Source organism: Clostridium pasteurianum, assembly GCF_001705235.1.
In the GTDB taxonomy this organism is placed as follows: domain Bacteria; phylum Bacillota; class Clostridia; order Clostridiales; family Clostridiaceae; genus Clostridium_S; species Clostridium_S pasteurianum_A.
The window spans coordinates 4,208,342-4,234,002 of sequence record NZ_MCGV01000001.1 but is presented as its reverse complement, the minus strand read 5'-3'; the positions used below and the strand labels follow the sequence as shown (position 1 = coordinate 4,234,002).

The 25,661-nt window shown below is 28.7% G+C and carries 27 protein-coding genes and 1 riboswitch; of the genes, 4 read left to right on the top strand and 23 right to left on the bottom strand.

Annotated elements, in window-relative coordinates; translation table 11 throughout:
- Positions 1-6: 6 nt before the first annotated feature.
- The 4 genes from cbiQ to BEE63_RS18985 form a co-directional block, all read right to left on the bottom strand.
- Positions 7-774 (bottom strand): cobalt ECF transporter T component CbiQ, encoded by a 768-nt coding sequence (cbiQ, locus tag BEE63_RS19000; RefSeq protein ID WP_066022881.1) that lies wholly within the window; start codon positions 772-774, stop codon positions 7-9.
- Positions 775-778: 4 nt separating this feature from the next.
- Positions 779-1,066, bottom strand: coding sequence for a hypothetical protein (locus BEE63_RS18995; RefSeq protein WP_066022880.1), 288 nt, complete (start codon positions 1,064-1,066; stop codon positions 779-781).
- A gap of 92 nt (positions 1,067-1,158) precedes the next feature.
- Positions 1,159-1,806 carry an energy-coupling factor ABC transporter permease gene (locus tag BEE63_RS18990; RefSeq protein ID WP_066022879.1) on the bottom strand — a complete coding sequence of 216 codons (648 nt, stop codon included), beginning with the start codon at positions 1,804-1,806 and terminating at the stop codon, positions 1,159-1,161.
- Positions 1,807-1,942: 136 nt separating this feature from the next.
- A riboswitch (cobalamin riboswitch) is annotated at positions 1,943-2,122 on the bottom strand.
- 109 nt (positions 2,123-2,231) lie between these two features.
- Positions 2,232-2,822, bottom strand: coding sequence for an ECF transporter S component (locus BEE63_RS18985; protein ID WP_066022878.1), 591 nt, complete (start codon positions 2,820-2,822; stop codon positions 2,232-2,234).
- Between the two features lie 564 nt (positions 2,823-3,386).
- On the opposite strand from BEE63_RS18985, the gene BEE63_RS18980 reads away from it, so the two are divergent.
- Both BEE63_RS18980 and BEE63_RS18975 read left to right on the top strand, forming a co-directional pair.
- The gene (locus tag BEE63_RS18980) at positions 3,387-3,758 is read left to right on the top strand and encodes a hypothetical protein (protein WP_066022877.1); all 372 of its coding nucleotides are present in this window, start codon (positions 3,387-3,389) and stop codon (positions 3,756-3,758) included.
- Between the two features lie 131 nt (positions 3,759-3,889).
- Entirely contained in the window at positions 3,890-4,267 is a 378-nt protein-coding gene (locus BEE63_RS18975; RefSeq protein WP_066022876.1) for an SH3 domain-containing protein, read from the top strand.
- Between the two features lie 200 nt (positions 4,268-4,467).
- Here the strand turns inward: BEE63_RS18975 and BEE63_RS21830 are convergent, their stop codons facing one another.
- Positions 4,468-4,617, bottom strand: coding sequence for a hypothetical protein (locus tag BEE63_RS21830; protein WP_175400867.1), 150 nt, complete (start codon positions 4,615-4,617; stop codon positions 4,468-4,470).
- 1,115 nt (positions 4,618-5,732) lie between these two features.
- Here BEE63_RS21830 and BEE63_RS21825 point away from each other — a divergent pair.
- Positions 5,733-5,924: a hypothetical protein gene (locus tag BEE63_RS21825; protein WP_066022875.1), complete on the top strand. Its 192-nt coding sequence runs from the start codon at positions 5,733-5,735 to the stop codon at positions 5,922-5,924.
- A 304-nt stretch (positions 5,925-6,228) separates the two neighbouring features.
- Here the strand turns inward: BEE63_RS21825 and abc-f are convergent, their stop codons facing one another.
- The 4 genes from abc-f to BEE63_RS18955 form a co-directional block, all read right to left on the bottom strand.
- Positions 6,229-8,127 (bottom strand): ribosomal protection-like ABC-F family protein, encoded by a 1,899-nt coding sequence (abc-f, locus tag BEE63_RS18965; protein ID WP_431732481.1) that lies wholly within the window; start codon positions 8,125-8,127, stop codon positions 6,229-6,231.
- 179 nt (positions 8,128-8,306) lie between these two features.
- Positions 8,307-8,453 carry a hypothetical protein gene (locus BEE63_RS21820; RefSeq protein ID WP_175400866.1) on the bottom strand — a complete coding sequence of 49 codons (147 nt, stop codon included), beginning with the start codon at positions 8,451-8,453 and terminating at the stop codon, positions 8,307-8,309.
- 147 nt (positions 8,454-8,600) lie between these two features.
- Positions 8,601-9,311: a GDSL-type esterase/lipase family protein gene (locus tag BEE63_RS18960; protein ID WP_242874871.1), complete on the bottom strand. Its 711-nt coding sequence runs from the start codon at positions 9,309-9,311 to the stop codon at positions 8,601-8,603.
- A 213-nt stretch (positions 9,312-9,524) separates the two neighbouring features.
- Positions 9,525-10,244, bottom strand: a complete 720-nt coding sequence (locus tag BEE63_RS18955) for an AAA family ATPase (RefSeq protein ID WP_066022873.1) — start codon at positions 10,242-10,244, stop codon at positions 9,525-9,527.
- Between the two features lie 326 nt (positions 10,245-10,570).
- Here BEE63_RS18955 and BEE63_RS18950 point away from each other — a divergent pair, with 326 nt between their 5' ends.
- The gene (locus tag BEE63_RS18950; RefSeq protein ID WP_066022872.1) at positions 10,571-11,884 is read left to right on the top strand and encodes a helix-turn-helix domain-containing protein; all 1,314 of its coding nucleotides are present in this window, start codon (positions 10,571-10,573) and stop codon (positions 11,882-11,884) included.
- Positions 11,885-12,391: 507 nt separating this feature from the next.
- Here BEE63_RS18950 and BEE63_RS18945 read toward each other — a convergent pair.
- The 14 genes from BEE63_RS18945 to BEE63_RS18880 form a co-directional block, all read right to left on the bottom strand.
- Positions 12,392-12,670 (bottom strand): hypothetical protein, encoded by a 279-nt coding sequence (locus tag BEE63_RS18945; protein ID WP_242874869.1) that lies wholly within the window; start codon positions 12,668-12,670, stop codon positions 12,392-12,394.
- 453 nt (positions 12,671-13,123) lie between these two features.
- Complete coding sequence (locus tag BEE63_RS18940) at positions 13,124-13,414, bottom strand: hypothetical protein (RefSeq protein WP_066022870.1); 291 nt, start codon at positions 13,412-13,414, stop codon at positions 13,124-13,126.
- Positions 13,415-13,427: 13 nt separating this feature from the next.
- On the bottom strand, positions 13,428-14,534 hold the full coding sequence (locus BEE63_RS18935; RefSeq protein ID WP_066022869.1) for an RNase A-like domain-containing protein: 1,107 nt from the start codon (positions 14,532-14,534) through the stop codon (positions 13,428-13,430).
- 217 nt (positions 14,535-14,751) lie between these two features.
- Positions 14,752-15,486 (bottom strand): hypothetical protein, encoded by a 735-nt coding sequence (locus tag BEE63_RS18930; protein ID WP_066022868.1) that lies wholly within the window; start codon positions 15,484-15,486, stop codon positions 14,752-14,754.
- A gap of 12 nt (positions 15,487-15,498) precedes the next feature.
- Complete coding sequence (locus BEE63_RS22585) at positions 15,499-17,394, bottom strand: 3D domain-containing protein (protein WP_066022867.1); 1,896 nt, start codon at positions 17,392-17,394, stop codon at positions 15,499-15,501.
- 90 nt (positions 17,395-17,484) lie between these two features.
- Entirely contained in the window at positions 17,485-19,650 is a 2,166-nt protein-coding gene (locus BEE63_RS18920) for a hypothetical protein (protein WP_066022866.1), read from the bottom strand.
- A gap of 15 nt (positions 19,651-19,665) precedes the next feature.
- Complete coding sequence (locus tag BEE63_RS18915) at positions 19,666-21,522, bottom strand: VirB4 family type IV secretion system protein (RefSeq protein ID WP_066022865.1); 1,857 nt, start codon at positions 21,520-21,522, stop codon at positions 19,666-19,668.
- Positions 21,500-22,273 (bottom strand): hypothetical protein, encoded by a 774-nt coding sequence (locus tag BEE63_RS18910; protein WP_066022864.1) that lies wholly within the window; start codon positions 22,271-22,273, stop codon positions 21,500-21,502. The genes BEE63_RS18915 and BEE63_RS18910 overlap by 23 nt, the downstream gene beginning before the upstream one ends.
- 18 nt (positions 22,274-22,291) lie before the next feature.
- Positions 22,292-22,639, bottom strand: a complete 348-nt coding sequence (locus tag BEE63_RS18905) for a PrgI family mobile element protein (RefSeq protein ID WP_066022863.1) — start codon at positions 22,637-22,639, stop codon at positions 22,292-22,294.
- A gap of 293 nt (positions 22,640-22,932) precedes the next feature.
- The gene (locus BEE63_RS18900) at positions 22,933-23,301 is read right to left on the bottom strand and encodes a hypothetical protein (RefSeq protein ID WP_242874867.1); all 369 of its coding nucleotides are present in this window, start codon (positions 23,299-23,301) and stop codon (positions 22,933-22,935) included.
- Positions 23,302-23,314: 13 nt separating this feature from the next.
- Entirely contained in the window at positions 23,315-23,593 is a 279-nt protein-coding gene (locus BEE63_RS18895) for a hypothetical protein (RefSeq protein ID WP_066022862.1), read from the bottom strand.
- Positions 23,594-23,630: 37 nt separating this feature from the next.
- Positions 23,631-24,371 (bottom strand): sigma-70 family RNA polymerase sigma factor, encoded by a 741-nt coding sequence (locus tag BEE63_RS18890; RefSeq protein WP_066022861.1) that lies wholly within the window; start codon positions 24,369-24,371, stop codon positions 23,631-23,633.
- Between the two features lie 21 nt (positions 24,372-24,392).
- Positions 24,393-24,974, bottom strand: a complete 582-nt coding sequence (locus tag BEE63_RS18885; RefSeq protein ID WP_066022860.1) for a hypothetical protein — start codon at positions 24,972-24,974, stop codon at positions 24,393-24,395.
- 168 nt (positions 24,975-25,142) lie between these two features.
- Complete coding sequence (locus BEE63_RS18880; RefSeq protein ID WP_066022859.1) at positions 25,143-25,529, bottom strand: hypothetical protein; 387 nt, start codon at positions 25,527-25,529, stop codon at positions 25,143-25,145.
- Positions 25,530-25,661: the final 132 nt, after the last annotated feature.

Here is a 25,661-nt window from a genome sequence, read left to right as displayed (position 1 = left end):
ATTCCCCTAACAAAATATTATATCAACTCCAACTAAAAACAAAAGTATTATTACAATTAGTATGCCTATACATTTATCCGCCTTAGGAACTGCATTTTGAAAATAATTTGGACTTTTTGTATTTTCATTGTAACCCCTAGAAAGCATTGCTTTATAAATTTGAATACTTCTGTCAAGTGATTTATTTAAAACATATGCAGCAATTTTACCAGTGTCACTTACCTTATTAATCCATGAACGCTTATTTCCCATTCTACTTGCCCTTGCACGATTCATGTTACTATTTACTTCACCAATTATATATAAATATCTATACATCATAGCAGCTATATCTATAATTATTGCAGGGATTTTACAAACTCTAAGCGTTTCTAATATGTCTACCATATCCGTACTAAATCCCAATAAGGCTACTAAGGTCACTGAAGTTAAAATTCTAATTAATACTAGTATTCCTAGTCTCATGCCCTCTACATATATGTGTAATTTTATTGAAACTAAAGATATGGTACATATAACAGTTTCACCATTTGTAAAAATAACGCCTAAAAACACTAACCAGGCAATACTCAGCGGAATACTCAGCCGTTTCATTATTTTATTAATAGGCATACCACTAGAAAATAAAAGAATTAAAGACACAGTAAGTATTGCCATAAGTATATAAAAACTTCTTAACATCGATGCTATAAACACACTTATAAGTATTACTTCCGTTTTCACTCTGCTATCTAAATTAAAAAATAACTTATTATTTTTCAATTCACTTTCCATAGACTTACTCCTTATGGGTTTCTACAGCTTTACTGCCGAAAAGCTTTTCCCAGTTATGTCCTATAATTATACCAGCAAAAAAATTTGCTACAGAAAACGCCCCTACTTCTGCATCACCAGGTAGTTCTATAAAAGGATGATGAGCTTTTGCAGTTAAATTATTAACTTTGTCATCAGTTCCCCCAGCCTCCATTTTATGGCTGTCCATATATTTTCCTGCTCCAAAAATAAATATTAATATACATATCATTATAGCTAACATAATCTTAGTGAATTTATCTAAAAATTTCATTTTTTATCATCCTTTATAAAATATTTTTTAGACTATGTTTTAAATAGGTGTTATTTTTTCACTTATTTAAAACATAGTTTCATTTAGTATCCTTAGATATTTTTTAAAAGATCCGGACGCCTTTTAATCATTACCTGTAAAACAGCAGCTGTAAATATAGCTTCTGCTACAGCTAATGGTAATTGTGTTGGAGCATATCCCATAAAAAATATCATCCATTCCTTAACAAAAGAAACATGTCCATGTAAACTCAGTGCCAATTCAAAGGCACTAATTAAATATGTTACAATATCCCCCACAAAACCAGCAACTGCCGCTGCTAACCAAATAGGGCTTTTAAAATGTCTAAGTATCTTCCAGCACAAATATCCAGAAATACCCCCTGCTATTCCCATTGAAAAATCATTTGCTCCTATTGTCGTTATTCCACCATGTCCCAAAAATATGGCTTGGAAAAATAAACATATAGCAGAAATCACAGCAGTGGCAAAAGGTCCTACAATTATTGCTGCTAAAGGCGTACCACATGGATGTGAGCATGAACCTGTAACTGGAACAGGTATATGCATACAAGAAATTGTAAACACACCTACTCCAACCATAGCTAAAAATGGTTTATAATATAAATTTTCTTCTGATCTTTTCTTAATCTCCCTTACACCCGGTATTATAAAAGCTGCACTTACAGCATACCAACTTCCCCATGCCGCAGGTGATAATATTCCATCTTCAATATGCATTACAAAACCTCCAAAAAATAAAAGAATCCTTTAAACAAAGCTGTTAAAAGGATTTTAAACTAAATAAATCATATAAATATCAATTACTACCTCAATATTTAATCTTATTTTCGCTCCCCCCTATCGCTCGTAGAGTTATGGTGCAAAATATAGGCTTGTGTTCTGACTTAAGAATCATTATTTTAGCACGTCTTCCCATTTTCAAGTGACATAATATGCTAAAATTCATCTATTACAGCTACGGGATAGTTCAGGATTTTAACCTGATTCCAATTTAATTAATCATAATGATTAAACCTTATATTTTTTATTATTATATTGTTAAAATAATATCTGTACAAATATTTAATTGATTATAACATTAATGCAATATTAAATCAATAAAAAAACTCAAGTCCTAATACAAGAACTTGAGATATTTTCTATTATTTATGTCTTATTTTATTTACAGCAATTACAACTGCAACAGTAATCAAAACTGATAAAATAGCCTCTGGTATCCCATTTACCACACACACTGTTAATATTCCACTTTTAGCAGTATTTACACTTACGTTTAAAGCCTTTGCATATGGTTTTAAGTATATAAGATAAATCATGCCCATAACTCCTACAGTATTTGTAAGTGAGCCAACTAAACCTGCTAGCATAATACCTAAATTTTTAAACCTGTTTTGGCATACTTTATAAGAATAATATGCAGTTATTCCTATTAATACCCTCGGCAAAACTGATACCAATGGATTTATAAATGCAAATGATACTGGCGTTGGTGCAGTTACAGCCTGTATGACACTAAAGATTCCAAATATAAGTCCTATCATACTTCCAACTACAGGTCCTTCAAGCACCGCTCCTATTATTACTGGTACATGCATTATAGTAGCTTTTATAGGTGGTATAGGTATAAACCCTAAACCCGTGACACCTAACATAATTGAAACTGCGGACAACATACCTATTATGGAAAGTTGCCTTGTGCTAAACTTTGCTACTGAATTTGAATTTGCTTTCATGATTGTTCCTCCGTTCTTATTCCTTTTAGGATATAATTCAGATAATTTCTTATAAATACTTTTATAAAATTATAGTTCAGTTTCATAAGAATACCGACGTTTTAATTTTATCATTTTTAATATAAATTTCAACATAAAAATTATTGGTAATGTTAAATTTTTTACCTCACTAATCAGTTATCTATAATTTAGTATATAAATCAAAGTCTGTAAGTTCCTGCTCAACATCATTGTTTTTGAATCCATTCATTGTAATCTCTTTAATTTTTATAATAAATTCCACCTTTAAATTGGATATAAACAAACTGCATATAAGTACATAATTGTACTCACATACGGTTTGTCAGTCACAAGACCTAAAAAATTGTTGCCAATAAAAAATAGCAAAGACAAAATGTCTCTACTATTCTTATACACTAATTTTACGATTCTATCACTTAAAATGCAACATAAATGTTAAAATTATAATTATTCATATTTTACTAATTTGACATTATAATCAATTAATGTTATTTTATATTTGACATGTCAAATAATATCATTAAAAGAAGGGATTGTTGTTTTATGAATAAAAAAACAAAATTTTTATCATCATCTTTATGTGCATTAGTATTAGCTTTTAGCACATCATTAACAAGTGTACATGCTGCATCTATAACTTCAAAGAACATAACTAATAAAAATGTAATTCATAGTGTACTGAAGCAACCATTTACTGGAACGCTCAGCGGATATGCTACTCAAAGCATCCCACTTTTGGCTAGCCCTAATGCTTCATGTAAAACTATTACAAGCTGGCTTATGGCAAATACACGCTTTGTAATAACAAGAACTGATACTAATGGATGGTATTATGGTGCTTGGGGCAGTGATTATAACGGATGGCATTTTGGTTGGGTTCAAGTACAATATATAGACAATATAACTCTTTCTTAATTTTTTATACACTTCATATATAGTACAAGCTTAGTACTTGTAAATAAAAGTGCATATTAGAATATATTTAAAAATAAGTGATTTTGTAATTAACATTATAAAAAATCTTACGGAAGGAAGTAATCTATTTCATGAATAAAAAAGTAAAATTTTTAGCAACATCATTATGTGGATTAGTTTTAGCTTTTAGTTTATCTTTAGCAAATGCTAATGCTGCTACTATACACACTACAAACTCAATTAATAAGAATATAATGTCGATAAACTCTAATATGGGTTCTAGTTATGGTGCTATTTTTGGATATGCTACTCAGGATGCATATCTTTTGAATAATCCTAGCCCATCTTGCACTCAAACAGTAGGTCATCTTTCACAAGGCACACGTTTTCAAATACTAGAAAGCCCGGGTCGGGGATGGTATTATGGTGCTTATGGTAGTGACTATAATGGGTGGACTTATGGTTGGATTCAATCTGAATATATATCAAATATAACAGTTGAATATTAATTTTTTATATACTAAATAATTAAAAACTAAATGTACACCGAGATATCAGTCTATATCCCGGTGTGCATTTAGTTATATAGTAAAGTTAAAGCACCAATTAAATGACTATTAATAACTTTTGAGTCTATTATTAAAAACAGTTATTATTTTATAAAATTATAGCAACATGTATTGAATTGTTTTCCTTGACATACTTATAATTAACGATTTGAAATTTTATCTTCATCTAAATTATAACAATTATTATATGTATCAATCATTTCACTTTCAACTACCCCTAAAGCCGTTGTAAAAGAATTAAATAGTAATACATTACCATTTTTCATTTTATTAATTTCTATATTATACATTTATTTTTTTAATTTCATTTATTTTTCCTCCGTTTTATTTAATTCTAATTTTTTAAAATTTAAAGGACCTTCTTAAATTTTTTATTATTGAGGATTTAAGATTTTTATACTGAATTACCCTTTAAATTTCAAAATCACTTGTTATGCTATTACTATAGCATAACAAAACTCATCGCCACAAATGACAAAGCAATCATCATTGCATTGACAATCACCACAGAGATTTATTGATGGTTTTACCCCTTTTCTAATTATTTTCATATTATCACCTCCTTTCAAAATGTAATTTTTCCACAATAAATATTTGCGTATTTTCATTTAAATATCATAATTTTATTTAAAGTACTATATTAATTACGCAATCCTCTAAATAGAATCAACTAAATAATGAATATTATCAATTGATGATAATATTTCTAATTGCTTGTCCCAATGTTGTATTTACTTGCTCCTGGAGAATTTTTTATAAGTACAATATATTTAAAATAATCAGTTACAATACTTTTGCCTAACCTATTATCAATAAAGTACATTTCCCTATCAAAAGAAGATTTACTTCCATCTAGCTTAAATACAGTAATATCACATTTAGTATACTTATTTATGATTTTACATACTCTAAAGATTATTATAAAGCTATTGAAAACCTAACAAATCTCGAAAGTATAATTAAAAACATTGACATTAATAAATATTATGAGGTTCTCATACAAAAGACAATTTGTCTTGAAAGGTTAGAAAGATATTCAGAGAGTCTTAATTTATACAATAAAATGGCAAGCATTTTGGAAAACACAAACATTGAACAATATGTATTAGTATTAGCAAATATGTTAAAACTTTTTAGAGATTCTCTTAACTATAAAAGTGCAAAAAAACTCTTAGCAATATAACTTCAAACATAGTTAAAATTAATAATCCAAGACATCTATCTAATATTTGTCTTGATATCTCTAAAACTTTTAAATGGTTAAAAGATTACAAGAACGGAGAAAAATATTGTTTAAAATCATTTGAATTTTCCAAAAAATATATGCAATATTTTGCAATAGATGATATATTCTCTGAATTAATTGATATATTATATTACAATTAATAAAGAAAAATTTTCAGAAATGAAAAATAAATTTTTTATTATATCAAGTAAAGGAAATAAATTAGATACTAAAATCATGCTTAAATTAATAGGAATTTACCTAAAAATTAACGATACTCAATCTATTCAAGAAATATATGATTTTAGTATAAAATTTGGCAATTTAAATATTTTACATTTATTATCGTTTTCACCAGAATTTCCATGGTAACATATGATAGCGTTACCTTTATACCTATTTTAAACAAATTTACTTATATCATCATATAATCAAGCAAACAAAAGCAGCCAGTAAGGGGGGCCAAACTGACTGCTTGCATATTAGTAATTCGATTTATCGTTTTCTATCTATATTCATATAGTAACTCACTATTGTGACAGTTATGTTACAACAATAAGTATAATATGTTAATTTGAATTTTCCCCCCGTAATTATAATTAAATCTTTATCTCATCTTTTAAATGTTATTTCATCAAATCTATAATTATATTTCATAATCTGTTTACCTCTTAAATTAACTCTCTAATTCCATCCACTTTTCCATAGCTAACTCTAATTTCTCTTGAATTTTCACCTTTTCTTTTTCAAGTTCTAACAATTTATCATATTCCCTTCCTTTATTATTCATTTCATTATCTATATCTTTTAACTTTGTTTCGAGCTCTTGTACTGTATTTTCTAAAATTTCAGCCTTTTTTATTTTATTATTAGATACTTGCTTTTGAGAATTTTCCTTTCCCTTTATTTTTTTGTTTTTCTTTTTATTTAAAGTTTCTATTTTATTTTTGCTTAATTGTGCTTTCTTCTCTTTGTAATACTCATAATTTCCGTTATAATTTACAACTTTTTTATCTTTTATTTCACATATTCTCTCCGCAATTTTATTTATAAAAAATCTATCATGTGATATAAATAAAATAGTTCCATTAAACTCCATTAAGGCTTCTTCGAGGTTTTCTCTTGAATCTATATCCAAATGATTTGTAGGCTCATCAAGTATTAATAAATTTATATCATTTTGAATCAGTTTACAAAGCTTAAGTCTACTTTTTTCTCCTCCAGAAAGATTTTTAACCTTTTTAAAAACACTTTCTCCATAAAATAAGAACTTAGCTAATATTCCTCTAGCTGGGCCTTCTAAAATACTCATATCCTCTCTAAAAGCTTCAAGAACCATCAATTCTTCATTATTAAAAGTTACATTTTGAGGAAGATACCCTATTTTAATGTTAGAGCCTAATTTTATCTCACCACAATCTGCATCATATTCACCTAAAAGCATCTTTACAATAGTTGATTTTCCACTTCCATTGTTACCTATTAAAACTGTTCTCTCACCATATCTAATATCTAAATACAAATCTTTTAAAACTTTTTTATCTCCAAAAGATTTACTTAGTCCCTTAATGCTAACTACATCCTTGCCTGACATATCTGTATCTGCAAAATCTAATTGAATTTTAGGCTTGTCAATCACTGGTTTATTTATTCTTTGTATTTTATCTAACCTCTTTTGCATACTTGCTGCTCTTTTAAAAAACTTTTCATTGTCGGCTTGAATAGCCCACTGCCTTAATTGTTTTATGGCTTTTTCCATAGCCTTTATTTTTTTCTGCTGATCTTTATAAGCTTCAAACTGCTCAAAAACCCTTCTTTGTTTTTCTTTAACATAATACGAGTAATTGCCATCATAAAGTGAAACTTCTCCATCTTCAATTTCAACTATTTTTGTTACTACTTTATTTAGAAAATATCTATCATGTGAAATAACTATAACTGTTCCTTTATATGTTTTAAGATATCCTTCAAGCCATTCTATTGATGACATATCTAAATGATTGGAAGGCTCATCAAGAAGAAGTACATCTGGTTTTTGCAATAAAATTTTACCTAATATTACAATAGTCTTTTCCCCACCACTTAAACTTATAAACTTTCTATTTAAAAACTGGCTATTAAATTTTAACCCGGTGCAAACCTTACTAATATTCTCCTCTATTTCATAGCCGCCCTTTGTTTCGTAAAGTTCATTAAGTTCACTATATTTTCTTAATGTATACTCTAATTCTTCTCCTTCTAATTTAGCCATTTTTACTTCTAATACTTTTAATTGTTTTTGTATCTCATATTGAGTTTTAAAAGCAATTTTCAAAACATCCTCTACTTTAAATTGCTTAGGATAATTGGGTATTTGATCTAAATATCCTATTGTTGAATTTTTTCTTATAAAAATACTGCCTTTATCCTGTTTTTCAATGCCTGCAATAATTTTAAAAATTGTAGTTTTCCCTGTGCCATTTCTTCCTATAAGTCCAATTCTATCCATACTTTTAACTTCAAAAGTAATATTTTGAAAAATCCAACTACCTCCAAAGTATTTTCCTATTTCTTTTAGCGCTAATTCTATCATCATTAATTTCCCCTCTATATTTTCAATTCATAAAAAATAAAACCCGAGCAAGTAATACTTACCCAGGTTTTAAACTTTGAAATTTAACATATAATTTTTCCTATATATGAATAAATGATTATAAACAAAACCCAGGCAAGTTAATCCTCACCTGGGTTACAAATAACATAATTATATTGTATTTACAGCAAAGATAACTCACTTCTTTTTAGTTCAATATTTAATTTTAGACAGACTTCTCCCGTAAAATTAGAAGTTGCATATGAAATTCCAGATAATTCCATTGGTAGTCTATCTAAAACTATATTTACTAAAAAGAGCTTAACCATTATCTTCACCTCCACAATTTTCAAATTAATATATTAATATTAGCATATAATTTACCCATTATCAACAATACATTACCATTTAATTCTTCATAATTACTTTCACCATTAACTTGTTTATAACAATATATACCTTTTGAATAGTGTTTCTTATAAATATTTCTTCATATTTTCAAGAATAACTGAATATGCATTGGACCACATATGTATACCTTCTATTGAAAATTCTTCTTTTAAGTTTCCTTCTTCATCCATTAATCCATCATTTACATTAATAAATTCATAATTATGCTTTTTAGCTAATTCTTTAATAGATTCATTCGCTTCCAAAATGACAGCATTTGTACGTGTCTTAAATCTGTTTTCTTTAAATTCTTTATCCACATCAGGGAAATCAGCCTTTGCATTTACTGGATAATAAGCCATTACATACACCCTGCAATTTGGCAATCTTTCACTTATTTGATTTAAAATCTTGTCATAGTTTTTAATTAAGCTTTCTTTTCTATAATCCGGTGTATTCATATCATTTGTTCCTATATTAATAAATATTTTTGATGGTTGCAGCTCAAAAATACATTCATCCATAGAATTTAATAATTCTGTTGTTACAAAACCTGCAATTCCACGATTATAGATAATGCAATTTTTCTCTAAAGTTTGCTGCATCTCATCAATTGGGAAAAATTCCATTAACGAAGAACCCACAAATAAAATTTGTCCTTTCTTAACAGATTTATTAAGTATTTTATAATTTGTTAATTTGTTTTTCTTGTGCTTTTGTATATAATTAGATCTTACAGCCTTAATTGCACCCTTTATTTCTGGCTTCTTTAGTATTTCCATAGTCTTTTGATCCATTGTTTTAGGCCTCTATTCTATTAATTATTCTAATTACGTTTATAAGCTCTACCATTTATCTATTAAGCATTTTCAATAACTTAGTTTCATTATTTCTTTAGATCATTAATAACTAGCTAACTCTATAAAATATATAAATTTATGATAAGTCTTATATTCTTATACATTCTTTTTAGTTTTTATCATTTGAATTAAAACTTTTTGCATTTACACTTACATAAGAATATCTAACATTTTTTTAGGGTTATTAACGAATGATTTCATTATTTGATAAGTTTCAGTATCCTCATACTTAACTCTTTTTATCTTATCATTATTTAATTCATAAATTATAGAATCAGGGTAAGCCATAACTATAGGCGAATGTGTAGTAATTATAAATTGAGAGTCTTCTTCAATCAAATCATGCATTCTGGAAACCAGAACCATTTGCCTTGTTGGAGATAAAGCAGCTTCTGGTTCATCTAAAATATACAAACCGTTTCCTCTAAATCTATTCATAATTAATGACATAAAAGATTCTCCATGAGATTGTAAGTGTAACGAATTTCCACCATACGAATCGGAGACACCTATATCATCAATATTAGAAGCTAAATTATAGAAACTTTCTGCTCTTAGAAAAAAACCATCTCTAGGTATTTTAGTTCCTTTAATCAATTTTAAAACTTTCCATAAATCAGAATGAGTATCTCTTGTTGAAAAAATAAAGTTTTTAGAGCCTCCCTCAGGATTGAAACCATATGCTACAGCAATTGCTTCAAGTATAGTGGATTTACCTGTTCCATTTTCACCCACTATATAAGTTACCTTCGGATGAAATTCTATAGTTTTCAAATTTTTTATTATAGGTAGGCAATATGGATATTTACGAAATGAATCCACTTCTTCTATATTTAATTTGGCTTCTCTTATGTAACAATTTTGTTTCATTTACTTACTCCTTAAACTTTATTTAGAATTTCAATTTAATAATTTTAGTTCTGAAAAATAAAATATATAATAAAATTATATCATATAATATCAATATAATATTTCATGCTTATTTTCATACATATCTAATAATATATGAGTTCACCATTAACCTCTATTTGGGCTACATAAGCTTCAATTCCATCAACTAAAATCATACTGTCTTTCCTTTTACCGTTGTAATTTCAAAATATTTTTTTCATTTGAAATAATTTCATTAACATATTATTCAATTAGTGGTATAGTAAAAGTGGATTAAATTTTTTTACTGGTTAGGAGTTTTAAGTATGGGAAGTTATGAGATACTGTCTATTGGCACAAAACTTAAAAACTTAAGAGAAAAGTATAATGTAAAGCAGGAAGACATATCAGGTAAGGAGATAACTAGAAATCTTATAAGTCAAATAGAACATGATAAAGCAAATCTCACCCAAAATGCTGCTGAAATTATATTAAAGAACTTAAAAAACATTTGTGATAAAAGACATATTACAATTGATGAGAACATAGAATATTTAATGGAAGATGAAAAATCACAGGCTAATAAGATACTTGATAAATGTATTAAAGAGCTTAAGGATTTAATGGTATATAAAGATAATAGCTTTATTAATAAGTTAGCAGAAATAGAAGAATTCTTAGTAAAATGGAGTATTACTGATAAAAAAATAGCCATTTTTGAGTTAGCTGGAGATTATTATTGCAATATTAATGATTACTATAAGAGTTCGTTATATTACGAAAAAGCTAGAGCATTGTTTGATATACATAGTAAAAATTCTATTGGCATTTTAAGAAAATTATCTATGGTATATTTTTATATGGGCGAATATAAACAGGACATAAAATGCTGCCAATTTGCTTTGGATTGGTTTAATGATGATTTAACAAAAGAATATCACTGCATATTTTTATTTAATAGTGCCTTATGCTATATAGAATTAAAAAAATACGATAACGCTTTAACTTTACTTAATACCTTGGAACCATTAATTAAAGATGTAGATGAAAATAAATACTATGATGTTATAATTCAAAAATCTGTATGCCTTCAATTATCAAAAAAATTTGATGAAAGCTTAAACATATATAATAAAGCATTAAAATTTATAAGTAAAAAAAATATTGAAAAATATTTATTGATAATAGCTAACATCACTGAAATTTATATAGAACTTCATGATTTTGATAAAGCCAAAAATGCATTAAAAGTATTACTTGATAATTTGGTGACACTTGATGATAGTTTTAAATATTCTCCAATATTATATTGCGAACTTGGTAAAATATATAGAGATTTAAAGGATTTAAAAAATGCCGAAAAATACTTTTTGAAATCATTATATGTATCCAAAAAACAATCCTATTATTTCACCATAAAAAATGCTATTATTGAGTTATCTTCCATATATGTCAGTACAAATAATGCAGAAAAACTTTCTGAAATAAAAAATGAATTTTTCATCTTAACATCACAAGAGAAAAAACTTAGTAATGATGTTATGCTTATATTGATTAAAGACTACCTTAACCTAAAAGATACCAATTCCATAAAAGAAATTATTGATTTTAGCCAAAAATTTATATATGAAGGGATATGATAAGTATGTTTTCTAAAAAACATAAGATAATAATTTCACTAATAGCCGTATTTCTCCTAGGAACTTGCATAATATTTAATGGTAATGTTGATTTAATATCAGCTGGTCCAATACTTCCGTGGTAAAAAAATAATAGTACTAAATTCATAATCCATTAAAATTTTAATTTCTACATAAAAACGCCAGGTAATCAGTTACTTAATATTACCTGGCTAATTTCTATATTATACAGTTCATATTATATTAGCATCAATTTTTTCCCCATTGCTAATATTTTTAATTCTAACTACATATTTTTCACCGATATTTGAGTAAAATTCGTCCATTTGATTAAAATACAAAAGCAGCCAGTAAGGGGGGACAAACTGACTGCTTGCATATTAATAATTCGATTTATCGTTTTCTATCTATGTTTATATAATAATTTCTTATTGTGACAATTACGTTACAACAATAAGTATAATATGTTAATTTAAATTTTTTCAATAAACTTCATAAGCTATGCATTTAAATATTATTCATTATCCTATTCAAAATCAATTTAATTTTTGAATCATCCTTTATATTTCTCATACCATACTTCTTTATGAAATCTCTAATGAACTCTATATTATTTATTGATAAAACTAATCTGATTTCTTCTTTTAAATCTTTAACATATTTTTCGCTTTCAATCTTTTTATATTCTTTAATAAGCTTATCTAATTCTGAATAATTAGTACTTACATTAAAATAGCATTCAAAAAAATATTTCAACGTGCATAATTGTTTTTCATCAATCACCATAATCTCTCCTTAATTTTATGGTAAAGGAAACGATTTTGTGTTCTATTTATATATGATTTACATACAAACAATTTTTCGCCGCCTATATATTATAAATTCACACTATTATTCAATCTATTTTTTTACTGTATCTGTTAAATAATGCATACATCGTTTAACATACATTTCATCCATTACTCATATATTTTTGCTATTATTTATTTTCTTCTTTAAATTGCTTCAATTTTTTACATCATATCTCTTTCTCTGTCCGCAGGGAATTTTCATCGCCAAGTTATCTCACATGCTAAATTCACAAAAGAGCTAATTGCTTAAAATTATAATCAGTTCTATAACTTTCAACTTTGCTTATATATCTTAATGTTTGTTTTAATTTATATCTTTTATTTATATAGTGCCAATGTTACAATTTCCATGTTATTTAATCTTATAAATGCTGTAATAAAACAGTAACTATGATAATTCTTTAACACTTTTAAATTCATTAAATATTTCCCTTATTATTTTAATCATTTTCTCTGGGGTTGTATTCATTTCAATACAATTAGTTATAATTTCATTTAATGCTTTCTCTTGCGATTCAGTATTATTCAATACTTTCTTCATTTGTCTTATAATTTCATTTGTAGTTTCCTCAGTTTCATTTTCTATAAATTCAATTACTATTTGATTTAATGTCTGATCATAATCTAACATTAAATAATAACTATCGAAAAAATATACTATTTTATTATTTTGTTCCACTATTAATTCCTCCTCAATTTAATTTAGGATAGCAAGTTATAATTTTAAATCCTAAGTCATTATCTTTAGTTTTTTGGATTACCGTCACAGTTTTTGATACATTATCAACATATTCACCAGAGTTTTTTGAAACTCCATATCCCACTGAAAAATCATGTTCTGTTTTCAATGTGATCCTACTACTTTTTCCATTCACAATCCAATCAGCTATTTTATCTGAGTTTTGATTTAAAACATCTTTTGTTGCTTTTATCGCTGTATTTTTATCACTAAAAGATGTTGCACCATCTGCTCCCTGCCTCATATTACTAACTCTCTCCTCTAAATACTCCCTACTTTTACCTACATGTCTATCTAATGTATGTCCACCTTTACTTTCCATTATATCCAAAATATCATTGTCTACATGACGTATTTTATTAATTTGTTTCCAATATAATGAACTAACTTTACTAGCACTTCCAAATCCAGAGGCAGCTATAAAAGATTTACCTCCTACGCTCATACCAGGTTTAAAACATTTAAATGTTGACCTTGCTCCTGCAATTCCTGAACCTAGAAAAACTCCACCTAGTTCACATGTAACCATATCCGAACCTGCTTCTGCTAAATTAGGATTTATTCCTGTTGCTATCATAGCATTTTTTTCACTTGAATTAAATAACCCAAATCTTATTTTCCAATCAATCCCTGCAAGTTTAAAAAAGTCTAAGGTTCCATCAAATACATTGTCCTTATTAAATAGTTTATCTCTTAAATTATCCCTTTCCTTTTTTAACCTCATAAGTCCACTGTCTTTCTTCACTGTAAATGATAAACCATCACTATCATTTGAACTATATTGAGCACTGTTTTCATTATCTGCTTTTTCGAAATCACCTTTTACTTTAATTAATTTGTCATGAAGTTCTTTCAGTTTACCTAAGAGCTTGTATCCTTCTATGCTCGCTTCTTCTACCATATTATATATTTTATTCATACTGAAAGCTGCAAAATTATTCCTTAATTCGTTATTATAATTGTCTATTGCTTTAATTTGCTTACTAAGAATATTATTTCCCCATAAAAACTGTTTAGCAAGAACTTCAAGCTCGTCTGTTACCATTTTTATCTCTGACATATAATCTCTCCATTATTGTAGCTCATGTATATTATACCTTTATATGTCTTAAAAATCAATAATATTTAAATTCAATTAAAATATTCATTAAACTTTTATAACTTCTACTGATTTTTAAAGGAGTTTATTAACTTTGTTGATTGCTGTTTACACTTTACATTTACCTCCTCACGTTTTATTTTCTTCATACAGTAAAAAATCAGCTGCTTATCTCTATCTATCCTATTTTAATATTTAGTACCGCTCTATCACTCTTAAACTCTAGTTTTACATTGAATATCTGTTCTTTATTATCACTGGAATATACATTCATATTAAACCCTATATGGTTATCATCCTGCTTGATTATATTACTTATAACACCATGAGTTAATTTAGAATTGTCTTTTATAAAACTAAGTTTATTTATTAAGGTTTTAATAGAATTTACATCTTCTACACCATACAGATAATTGAATCTATCTTTGTTAGTTCCTTTTAACATATACTTTTTTAAAGCTCCATCATTATTTTTAATACTTAAAGTTTCTTTATAGAGCTTTGGCATATCATTAGCTGCTTCTTTTAATCTTTTCTGTACCCAAAACATTTCATCCATTGATACAAGTTTATTATTATAAAAGTCGCTTATATTATCAATATAGAAACTTCCATTGCTCTGCCTTTCACAGGATGTATTAGCCTGTTCCTTTACATTATTTCCATCGTCACTTTCAAACTTTTCAAGTTTTTCTGCATTCTTATTTTCTTTTCCAACTTCAACATTTATTTTATTTTCTTTAGCATTTTCATCATTAGATTTAACACCTTTGATTTTAGCTTGTATATTTTTCTTAGGATTTAATTCATAATTGTCCCTACATGTAAATTTAATCATCAAAAATATAGCTGCCCCTATAAATAACGCCGTTATAACACTTCCAGCAATTATAAATTTAAGTTTTCTACTCATTGTTTCTCACCCCTAACGTCTTACTTTTATATTTACTGTTCCAAAATCATCGCATCTTGCAGTATCGCAAGCTCCACCGAAGCCCATAAATAAGTCTATATGATTACCTTTTATAGCTCCTCCAGTATCTCTAGCTGTGTACCACCCATTAAGGTCATATCTCTGTCCATTTTTATTCTGATACCTTTTATTATCAGGAAACTGAATATATACACGACTTCCCAGTTTAATTACGCTTGGATCTACTGCTATTACCCTTGCTGTAAAGTCCTTTCCATCAAGATTTGTCCCATCTGCTGTAGTTCCGCCGCCTTCCATACCATCATGTACACCGCCATATGCAGTACATATAAAACTGTCATATTTAATATTAGGATTATTGAACACCCAGAATACATTAGCTTCTGAAGCTATACCTTCCATTGGAAACTTATTTATTCCAGTTTTGGGGTTAGGATCATTAATTAAAACCTGTCCATCTGTATCAACACCAGTTAAAACAATAAAATGACCACCCTTAGTAAAGTGTCCTGCGTGCATACTTGCAACTACTGGATTACCCTTTTTAAGCTGGTCATATACATAACTATAATTGGAAGGTTCTATTTCATTACTGCTATTAATTCCAAATCGTGACGTAGAACTATTGTCAAATAATCCCCAAGAAGTACCTTCTCCTGTATAACTATTATATCCCGAAGCTATAGCATAAGTCGCAGCTTCACCTGGATCTAACATTCCATCACCATTTTTATCCCATGAACCTAGCTTTCCACTAAGCCCTGAAATTATCATAGCGAATGAAGTCGGACCACATCCACTTGTACCTATATTTCCTTGACCATAAGGCTGACTTGCCCATCTTGCATCCGTCTGTCTGAAAAGTGGTATTTCGCCGCTGAACCCATTATCAGCTCCAGCATCTAATATATCATTTACTATACTATTGTCATTAGGATCTTTATTCATCCAGTCACCATTCTGCTGTTTTGTATCATAGTCATTACTAGCTCCTGCTATGACAAAGTGTGCTGCCATTTTAAGCTTATCCTCTGTATCTTCATTTGGGAACTGTTGTTTTATTATCTTTTTTAGTCTTTCCATACTCTTACCGCTTTCTGTAACCTTTTCTATAACTGGAGTATCAACCTTAGTTGTAGTGGTTATAGTTTCTGTTACTGTTTCCATTTCTGGTTTTGCATTTGGATTATTGTTGGCAGTCGGCGGCTTACTATCTTTAAGCTTCTCATATGTTCTTGTTTTAACATCTGTTTTAGTCTGAGACTGCACTTTATAAGTTATATCCACTTTACCTTTTAAAGCATCTGCACTGGTTAATAACTTTACTTTTTCCTTAGTAACAATAGGTGATGATGTGACATTCTGCCCTGTTGAATCCTTTGTATTAACTGTAACTGTTGTAACTATAGAATCATCCTTATAGGAAAAATCAGGCTTTAAAAGCTCTGCATACTCTGAAATAATATCCTCAGAACCTAACAATCCAGCCCGTCCACTTTTGGATACCATTTTATCTATATCCTGATTTTGCTCCATTTCAACAAGTGATATAAAACCTTCAACATTACCATCTGTAAGTGCTACTTTTTTAGCCATACCATACATATCATTCATAGGGCCATTGGCATCTTTAACTTTTTTAGTAAGAAAACCTGCAAGTTCTTTATTCTGATATTCATTTAGATTGTCACTAAAAGTTTGATCTCCCATGAAACCCGTTTTTGCCACTGATATAGCGAAAATAACTACAAATATAAAGCAAATAAAAATAAGTCCCCAAGGAAACATTATCTTTTTTATTAAAGCTTTCAAAACTTTTTTCCCGTTTTTCTTGAACTTGTTCCTAACCATATTTCCTAAAAATGAACCTGATTTCTTATTTGACATAAATCATACCTCCCTTCAAAAAATAAAAAAGCCGAGGAATTTTAAACTTTAAACAAGTTAAATTCTTTGGCTTTTACAATCAATATTTATTTATGACCAGCTGTTAAATCCATCAATAGAGGTATAAGAATTAGTCTGTGCTATGATTTTTGCCTTATTGTCATCCGATAGCTTATTGAAGGGATGTGCTTTTGCTAAATTCATAGCTGCCGCAGTATTATTGCCAGCTGCTATATTTCTAGAAAAAGCTTTTTTATTGTGAGAAGTTCTTAATGACTTACCTACATTTGTATTAGCAGTATGCTTTAAAACTGCATTTGCAGGACGATTTAACACTTTAAACTTCTTAAAATTAGCCTTTAAATCATTGTTTCCTCCAAATAAAGTATTTATAGCTTCTTTCTTATTTTTAGCCAGTCCAAGTTTCTCCATTTGTGCTGCTGTTTTATATATAGCTTTTGATGCTGTTCTTCTATTCTGTATACCTCCTGCTAAACTCCCACCTGCTTCAGCCAAACCTTTAAACATAGGATCTCCTGCGGTCATAGCTTTTAATAGTCCATTAACCCTTGATCCTGCCTTATTTTTTGAAATTCCCATGTTAAAATTATCTGCAAGCATAGAGTTAGATAATCTTTGCTTTGAACTATCCTCAGTAAATTTACTTATCATAGAATCTGATGCTTTATTGTGTGAAGGGGCTGAAATATCTTCCCCACTTTTACCTAATAAATCTTCATCAAAATTATAATTATTATAAGATTTACCACTACTCTTATTTTTATCTTCTAAATCATTATTTCCTACCTTAACATATTCTCCGTTATTATAACTTCCATATAAGTTATCCTCAGTATTTTCACTTGGAGGATTTGAATCTTTTACTGAATTTTCTCTTTTACCTGAATTTCTATTTTCGCGTAAACTTTTACCAACATTACCAAGTGTATTCCCAAAGATTTTCTTAGTTACATCTGAAGCTTTAAAATCTTTAAGTCCATTCCCACTTCCATGATTTCCTCCTGTTGTCATTCCGAAAGCTGCCGTCATGCCTTTAGCAATACCGCCCACTGTTCCTAGAGCTCCACCAGCAAGAGTTGATTCATCTATACCGGAAGCTCTTGTAAAAAATCCCTGAAGTGAATTTCTAAGCATTTCAGCAACTTTTGTTAAAGCTGTTACCCATATTAGAGCTAGAAGCCAATTCTGCCAGGTTGATGCACCTAAAGCTGCAATCATTACGGTAAAAGTAAATGCATAAAAAAACTGCATAGAGGCATTGGTTATCATTTCTCCAAACCATATTGAAGCTGCATGTACCCTATGATTTATACCCCATAGTGCTATGGCTATAGGTGTAAATACATACATTACTGAAAGTACAACCTTTCTACTTAAAAATATAATGTTTATTCTTATATTCTGCCATGCATAAAGTAAATGAACTATCGCTGTAGTTATTGGAGAACTTGTCTTAATTGCATCAACAAGAGAGTACTTAAATGCTGGGCTGCTAGAATAATCACCTATTACCGATTTCGTGGCTGTTGTTAGTGCATCCGTAAAACCATTAAACAGCTCAAATAATCCCTGTATAAAAATCGGTGCTGCTGCCAGTAAAAATATACATAAAAACCAGTTCATTAATTCTTCCTTTAAATCTATTTTCTTTGAAACTGAATCCGAAAATAGTACCATACTAAAACCAGTTTTTGCAATCATAATTAAAAACAGCGGTGACACTAAAGTACAGATAAGAGTATATAGATAGTTTAGATTCTGCCATTCTTCATACTTAAATGGTGCAAGATCAAGCTTATCGGTGCTGAATATTAAATCACCAAGAGGCTCAAATCCAATTTTGTCATCTATAATATTATCGAGTGCTTTAGGCACCGCATCTATAACATCTGCCACACCTCTTTCAATAAATGTCCCATCTTTATCCGTTTCAGTTTTGGAACTACTGTCAATCTTAAAGGTGGAATTTTTCGTGTTAAGTGCAGCTCCTGAAGTATTTGCTATCCATCCTAAAAAGCCTGCAAGTATTAAACTTATTCCAAGTATAAAACCTCCTGCTGCTATTTTGCCAAGTGACTCCATGGCTTTTTCTCTAGCATCCTTTTTATGTGCTGTAAGAAGCATTTTTATGCCAAGCATAATTATTGCAAACGCCATTGATATGCCGCCAAAGGCACTTATATACTCATATATTATTTTAGTTGGTGCATCCGCATTTGAAGATATAAAATTCAATTTAAAACCTCCTTCCTATGAAGTTTTCACCATATCCCACTCAAAGTCAAAGGGCTTAACATGCATAAGTACAAGCTCCTGCTCTGAAAGAAGTATTGCCTGTCCAGAAACAAAGGTTGTCATAAGCTGCTCGCACCTTGAAGATAGACTTAAAAATTCACAGACCTTTTTTGCCACTGAAGATTCCTGTTTCAATAGTATCTTCGTACCACAGAGATTTATTATAGCTTCCGTCTGCTTGCTGCCTATGAAATCCTGCATAAACTGCGTGGCTAAGGTAAGTGCTATCTTAAGTTTTCTTCCGAGCCTTGCTATAAGCTCTAAGAAATGAAGTGACCTTTCAAACTTAGCAAATAAATGCCCTTCATCAACTATAACTTCCTTTTCAATATCCTTGTATCTGTAATTTGAAAAAGTTGTCCATATCCATGAAAGACTGTTTATCATAGCATAAAATTTTGTGAATTCATCATTTAAATGTTTATAACTTATAGCTATTATTTTACTGTTAAAATTTATTGAAGATTTACAATCAAACATTGCCATAGGACCGTCACCTGTTATCATCTTCATTACTTCTATGAGTTCTTTTACTCCCTCTGATTTTATAGTTTCATTTTTCTCAATAAGAGCGTTCCTTAAATCAGTTAAAGTCGGTAGATCCTTTTTTATATTTCCTGTATAAAATTTACCTTCTTTCTCATAGGTTTTCTCTTCATATAAACTTTCAGGTTTTTCTGTAATACCTAAATTCTCATAAAGTTTTGCTGTACACTCGTCAACTGCCGTTATTTCTTCTCCTTGAAGTGGACTTCCGTTCCTAAATTTCTCTGAAAATATAGAAATCATCTCTATTATTTCAGAACGCTTGCCGTATATATCAATCTTCTTTTTGCAGGTTTCATCTTCTTCAACTTCTATTTCAAATGGATTTATACCTGATTTGACACCTGGTTTTAATTGTATATACTGTCCTCCAAGCTTGTCTATTAGTGGCCTGTACTCCTCCTGTGGATCGAGTATGACTGTCCATCTTCCTGCCGCTGCCGAACGTGCGGATTTAAGTTTCAAAAAAACTGACTTCCCTGCCCCTGTAGTACCTGAAACAAAAGTATGGGGATTAGTTAAGGTCGGTGCTCCTATAAATTCGTTATAAACTATAGGTGATTTAGTAAACATATTTTCTCCGTAGAATATACCATTTTTATGACACAGTTCAGTATTTCCAACAGGCACTAAACATGCAACAGAGCCCGTTATCATATTTCTAAACCCATTTGTGTATTCTATATTGAGATTTGGAACACCAGTTAAAAATCCTTTTAGTTGATCTCCCACAAGGCATTTTGCCACAAGAGACTTTCTAGCACAGATAGTATCAAACATTTCTGCTTTATCCTCCAGTGCATTTAAGTTTTTTCCCCACAGGAATATTATTGGCTGCACATAAAACATTCTTTCAGTATTTGTCTGTATCTTTGCTCTAGTTTCATCTAAATCCTCCGCTGCAAGCTTCATGCCATAATCTATAGAATAGCCGTGCTTTAACTGTAAATTTATATTACTCATGTACTGACTGTACTTTCCTGTAAGTCTTCTTATAACCGTTGAATCAGGTATATTTTCAACATAAGTTGTAACATCAATGTCTCCCATTTGAAATAACTCATTTAAATATCCTACAGTCATATTTCGTGGAAAACCTATTATTGCGTAAACTCTAACATATCTATTGGGTCCTAAATAAATATAATCTTTCCCTTCAGCTATTCCATCAGGCGTAATTAAATCCATAATATCTATAGTACCTTTTTTAAAGAAATCATTGTTTGTGCTATTTTTCTCTTTCTTATTCTTCTTCGACTTCCACAACCTGTCCTACCCCCTCACTGTATAAATCAAATGCTCCTTCTTTTTCTAAGCTCTCTATCTTTATATTTTTGCCCCTGTTAAACAGGTCTGTTAAAATCTGTGCTGTACTTTCAGAACTTAAAAGGCTAACTTTCATCCTTGCCCTTGAAAGTCCTCCTATTATATTGTCTACTCTTGATTGAAGTTCATTCAAAACCTTTTTCTCGCCCTTATCTGGCAGATATGCCCCTACAGTGCAGAAACTCTTTCTCACAAAAATGCCCTTTTCATTTTCAAGCTTCCTATAAGATGTATAAAGCTCAGAACAGTAATCCTTTAAATTATCCGAAATTAAAATATCTGCACTATTCATGGTTCTTTCAACAAGCTCCGCTGGCTCCTTTATATCTATCTTTTTTAAAGTCGTATGAAATTGCACAGGAAAATTAAGTGATAAAGCTGACATCATAAGACAATCCTCAAAAGATGTCTGTTCATCGTCCGTTAAAAGCTCAAAATCTGGAGAAGATATACCTAAATTAACCCTTATGGCTCCATTTCTCATATATATTTTGCTTCCTTTTATTTTTTTAATTCCAGTACATTTCTTTAATTCACTGCTGCTTATCTTATTTCCATCATCATTTTCATTATGATTTTGAATAGTTGCATTTATCTGCTTTTTAGGTTTATTGTTTTTTCTAGTATATATAACCACAATCCCTAAAAATATAAACGCAAGTACTGGAAATACTAACGCTATAATTATCACTGAATTGCCTCCTTCTATTTATTTTTGAAATTTAAATACCTTATTTCTAAATTTAAACTTAATCATTTTAAACAAATATTTATCAAAATTATAGGTATCATCCACTTTATAAAAAGCACATAAGGCTGAAAAAATAACTATTACAAATGCAAATATAATCCTTATAGTAAGCGATATTGGATGAAACGTTATATCTGGTGAATGACCTAATACTCTGTGTATAGTCATATAATTTCTATTAAAAAGAAATAATATTGAAATAAAAAGTGCAGCAAAGATTATCCATCCAAACTGCCTTAAAGAAACATATCCACCTATTACTTTGTCCTCTTCATTTATGTTAAATGGGACTTTAAAATATCTCATATATTCACCTGCCTTTTTTATTTTAATTGTTCCACAAAATATTGTTACTTTTCTTAGAATAGAAACAAGGCAACTTATTCTCCACCCCCTGCTTTACTTTAAAATCGAATTACCAGTACTGAAGTAACGATTTAAAAAAGCTCTAATAAATCTTGGTGAAAAAATTGTAAAATACTTAGAGTTTTTAATTTGTTTGACCTATGGAGAGTTATTGAAAACTCTTAGGATTTTATAATTTTTTCACCTTAGATTTATAGAATTTTTTTAATGTTATAAAGTACTAGTAATTCGTTTTATTGTCCAAAGCCAAAAAACAATCCTGCAAAAATAGCAAATCCGCCTATTAAAAGACTTGCTATTATAACAGTTAAAATTGAATCCATAGCCTCACTTCTTGCTTCCTGCTTTTTACTTGTCATTAACATTTTTATTCCTATAACAACAACTGCAATTCCTATTAGAGCTCCACCAAAAGCTTCTGCTATTCCTTGATTAGCTTTAAATATATGACTTGCAACTTCACCCGCAGAATGAGATGTTATCTGCTCTGCATGTACTATCTTCGTACCTGAAATTCCTATACACAATGATGTAGTTATTCCTATATAAAATTTCATACTTAACCCTTTGAATTTATTAAAATACTTCTTTATCTTCATCATTCAAACCACCCCTCTACTTAACTATAGTTTCAATTGTCTTTAAAACACCAACAAAAGTAGGCATTAAAAAATAAGAAATAAGTACCAAAGTTATAACACCAAAATCAGTAATTCCAACTTTTTTAATTGTTTTACTATGAATAACGGCTCCAAGTATAATAAAAATAAATGCAGCAGAATACCCTAAAATAGCTGCTGGATATATAATGGGATTGATGGTACTATATATAGTCATTACTACTTTAACTAATTTGCCACTTGCGACTTCAGGAGAAACAGGTTGTATATTCATAGAATCAACCTCCTCACATCAAAAGAATACTTAAAGTTTATTTTATCTTGGATATGCTTTGTATTTTTTTCAAGGCATTGTATTTTATATTGGATATTTTTTTTGCAGACATTTTTGTTTTTTGAGAAACGCTCTTTACTGATTTATCTTCTATAACTATTTTTTTTAATATATACTTTTCTATATTAGATAAGTCATTTTTACTTCTTAATAAAATTAATCGTAAATCTATTTTATCTTCTATTTTTTTATAGTTTGTATCTTCACATGCAAGCATATCTTCTAAAGACATTTTGCCATCAAAAAATTTCATTTCATCCAAATATATAAGATTATTTATATTACTCAAATAAAGCAAATCAGTATATTGACCGTAATTTAGCCCCATCTTCTGGAATTCACATTCATAATATTTTTTTTCTGCTTTTAAAGCCTCAATTTGTTTTTTAAATTTTAATATTTTGGAAACCTTATGTTCTGGTATTTTAAAATAACTATATTTCTTTTTTATTTCAGAAATTAAAGTAAAATTAATCATGCTAAAAACATAAGTTGAAAATTTAATTTTTTTATTAATATCATAAGAATTTATAGCCTTCATTATAGCTATTATGCCTTCTTGTGTAAGATCTTCTACAGATAAATTTCTATTACGCAAATAAAAACCATTTACAATTTTTTTTACATATCCCATATTATCCTGTATCAATAAATTTTTAGAATCCTTATCACCTCCTCTTGCCTTTAATATTAATTCATTCGTTTTAACATTATCCATTTAAATCACCCATTTTGCATTCTAGATTTTAATACTGCCTGGAAGATCATTTGGCTTGGCTCCAGAAGAAGCAACAAATTCCAACTTTTTATTCTTGGAATTATATCTATAATGATTAATATTTGCCAAGACCATGTCTCTATTTGAAAGTTTATTTCTTTTAGACATAGCTATAGAATTTTGTCTTTGCAGCATAATAAGTATTTCCATATCATCTGCATTAATCTTACTTCTTCTTTTTTTACTAGCTAACTTAGATTTTTCCCTATTAATTTTGGCATTTACTTTTTTTCTTCTTTCCTTTTCCTTATCATAATTTTCATCATTTTTTATAATTTTAGTTACTAAAGAATTACTTATCTGTAACTTATTTGATATTTCAATAACTTTCAGCTTTTCCACATAAAAATAATACTTTATCATCTTTTCTCTTTCTTTAATTTGAATACTTTTATTACAGTCCCTCTGTTCTTTTTCCAATTTGTATCTACTATCAAGTTTTAATATTGAATATATACTTGTCCTGCTTTTACATGATTTTTTAGCAATACTGCTGATAGACATTTTCTTATCAAAATACATACATAAAATTTCCCCCTTCATAACCACACCTCCTATAATTTATATTTTTTGAACTATACACTAGTAAATTTTTTGTTTACTGTTATCAAATATAACTTTCTCTTCAAAATTATTTTATAACATTTATAATATTTTCAACTAATCACCTTTATATCTATATTTTTACATATAAATGTCAAAAAAATGCACTTATATTTGATTATCTATTATCAATAAACTTTTCAAATGATTTATTACTGTTTTCCTTATTCTATAGTAGGTTCTCTCTTTTATAAACATTTCATCCTGTATTTCAATAACACTTAATTTTCTCTTATATTTACATTCAATATACTTTTGTTCATCCCCCGTTAAATTTTTTATTATCTGTTCTAGATATTTATTTTTAAAATTTATTTCTGCAATTTTTCTCTTTATAGATTCCACTTCTTTTTCATTATTAATATTTTTATTAATTATAGATTTATATTGATCATAATAATTTAACTTACTTTGATACGCCTGTACATTAAGCTGATCTTCATAGTAAGCACTTAAAATATTCTCCACTTTTTTATCTTCAAAAGATTTTTTCATTTCATTTGCCTCTTTCCTTTTTATTGAGTATATGGTGTAAATTGTATGTAACTTTTAATAAATATTATATAATTATTATTTATTTTATGCAACACTTTTCAAGATATTTTTACCACTTTTAGGTTGTTTATG

Coding starts and splice junctions, on each gene's coding strand:
- BEE63_RS18945 (WP_242874869.1), bottom strand. CDS start 12,670: ATGGTGATTGATGAAAAACAATTATGCACGTTGAAATATTTTTTTGAA.
- BEE63_RS18955 (WP_066022873.1), bottom strand. CDS start 10,244: ATGAAACAAAATTGTTACATAAGAGAAGCCAAATTAAATATAGAAGAA.
- BEE63_RS18895 (WP_066022862.1), bottom strand. CDS start 23,593: ATGAATATACAACCTGTTTCTCCTGAAGTCGCAAGTGGCAAATTAGTT.
- BEE63_RS21825 (WP_066022875.1), top strand. CDS start 5,733: ATGAAAAATAAATTTTTTATTATATCAAGTAAAGGAAATAAATTAGAT.
- BEE63_RS18935 (WP_066022869.1), bottom strand. CDS start 14,534: ATGTCAGAGATAAAAATGGTAACAGACGAGCTTGAAGTTCTTGCTAAA.
- BEE63_RS22585 (WP_066022867.1), bottom strand. CDS start 17,394: ATGTCAAATAAGAAATCAGGTTCATTTTTAGGAAATATGGTTAGGAAC.
- abc-f (WP_431732481.1), bottom strand. CDS start 8,127: ATGATGATAGAATTAGCGCTAAAAGAAATAGGAAAATACTTTGGAGGT.
- BEE63_RS18980 (WP_066022877.1), top strand. CDS start 3,387: ATGAATAAAAAAACAAAATTTTTATCATCATCTTTATGTGCATTAGTA.
- BEE63_RS18880 (WP_066022859.1), bottom strand. CDS start 25,529: ATGAAAAAATCTTTTGAAGATAAAAAAGTGGAGAATATTTTAAGTGCT.
- BEE63_RS18990 (WP_066022879.1), bottom strand. CDS start 1,806: ATGCATATTGAAGATGGAATATTATCACCTGCGGCATGGGGAAGTTGG.
- BEE63_RS18975 (WP_066022876.1), top strand. CDS start 3,890: ATGAATAAAAAAGTAAAATTTTTAGCAACATCATTATGTGGATTAGTT.
- BEE63_RS18900 (WP_242874867.1), bottom strand. CDS start 23,301: ATGATGAAGATAAAGAAGTATTTTAATAAATTCAAAGGGTTAAGTATG.
- BEE63_RS18950 (WP_066022872.1), top strand. CDS start 10,571: ATGGGAAGTTATGAGATACTGTCTATTGGCACAAAACTTAAAAACTTA.
- cbiQ (WP_066022881.1), bottom strand. CDS start 774: ATGGAAAGTGAATTGAAAAATAATAAGTTATTTTTTAATTTAGATAGC.
- BEE63_RS21830 (WP_175400867.1), bottom strand. CDS start 4,617: ATGTATAATATAGAAATTAATAAAATGAAAAATGGTAATGTATTACTA.
- BEE63_RS21820 (WP_175400866.1), bottom strand. CDS start 8,453: ATGGTTAAGCTCTTTTTAGTAAATATAGTTTTAGATAGACTACCAATG.
- BEE63_RS18960 (WP_242874871.1), bottom strand. CDS start 9,311: ATGGATCAAAAGACTATGGAAATACTAAAGAAGCCAGAAATAAAGGGT.
- BEE63_RS18985 (WP_066022878.1), bottom strand. CDS start 2,822: ATGAAAGCAAATTCAAATTCAGTAGCAAAGTTTAGCACAAGGCAACTT.
- BEE63_RS18930 (WP_066022868.1), bottom strand. CDS start 15,486: ATGAGTAGAAAACTTAAATTTATAATTGCTGGAAGTGTTATAACGGCG.
- BEE63_RS18885 (WP_066022860.1), bottom strand. CDS start 24,974: ATGAAGGGGGAAATTTTATGTATGTATTTTGATAAGAAAATGTCTATC.
- BEE63_RS18905 (WP_066022863.1), bottom strand. CDS start 22,639: ATGAGATATTTTAAAGTCCCATTTAACATAAATGAAGAGGACAAAGTA.
- BEE63_RS18995 (WP_066022880.1), bottom strand. CDS start 1,066: ATGAAATTTTTAGATAAATTCACTAAGATTATGTTAGCTATAATGATA.
- BEE63_RS18890 (WP_066022861.1), bottom strand. CDS start 24,371: ATGGATAATGTTAAAACGAATGAATTAATATTAAAGGCAAGAGGAGGT.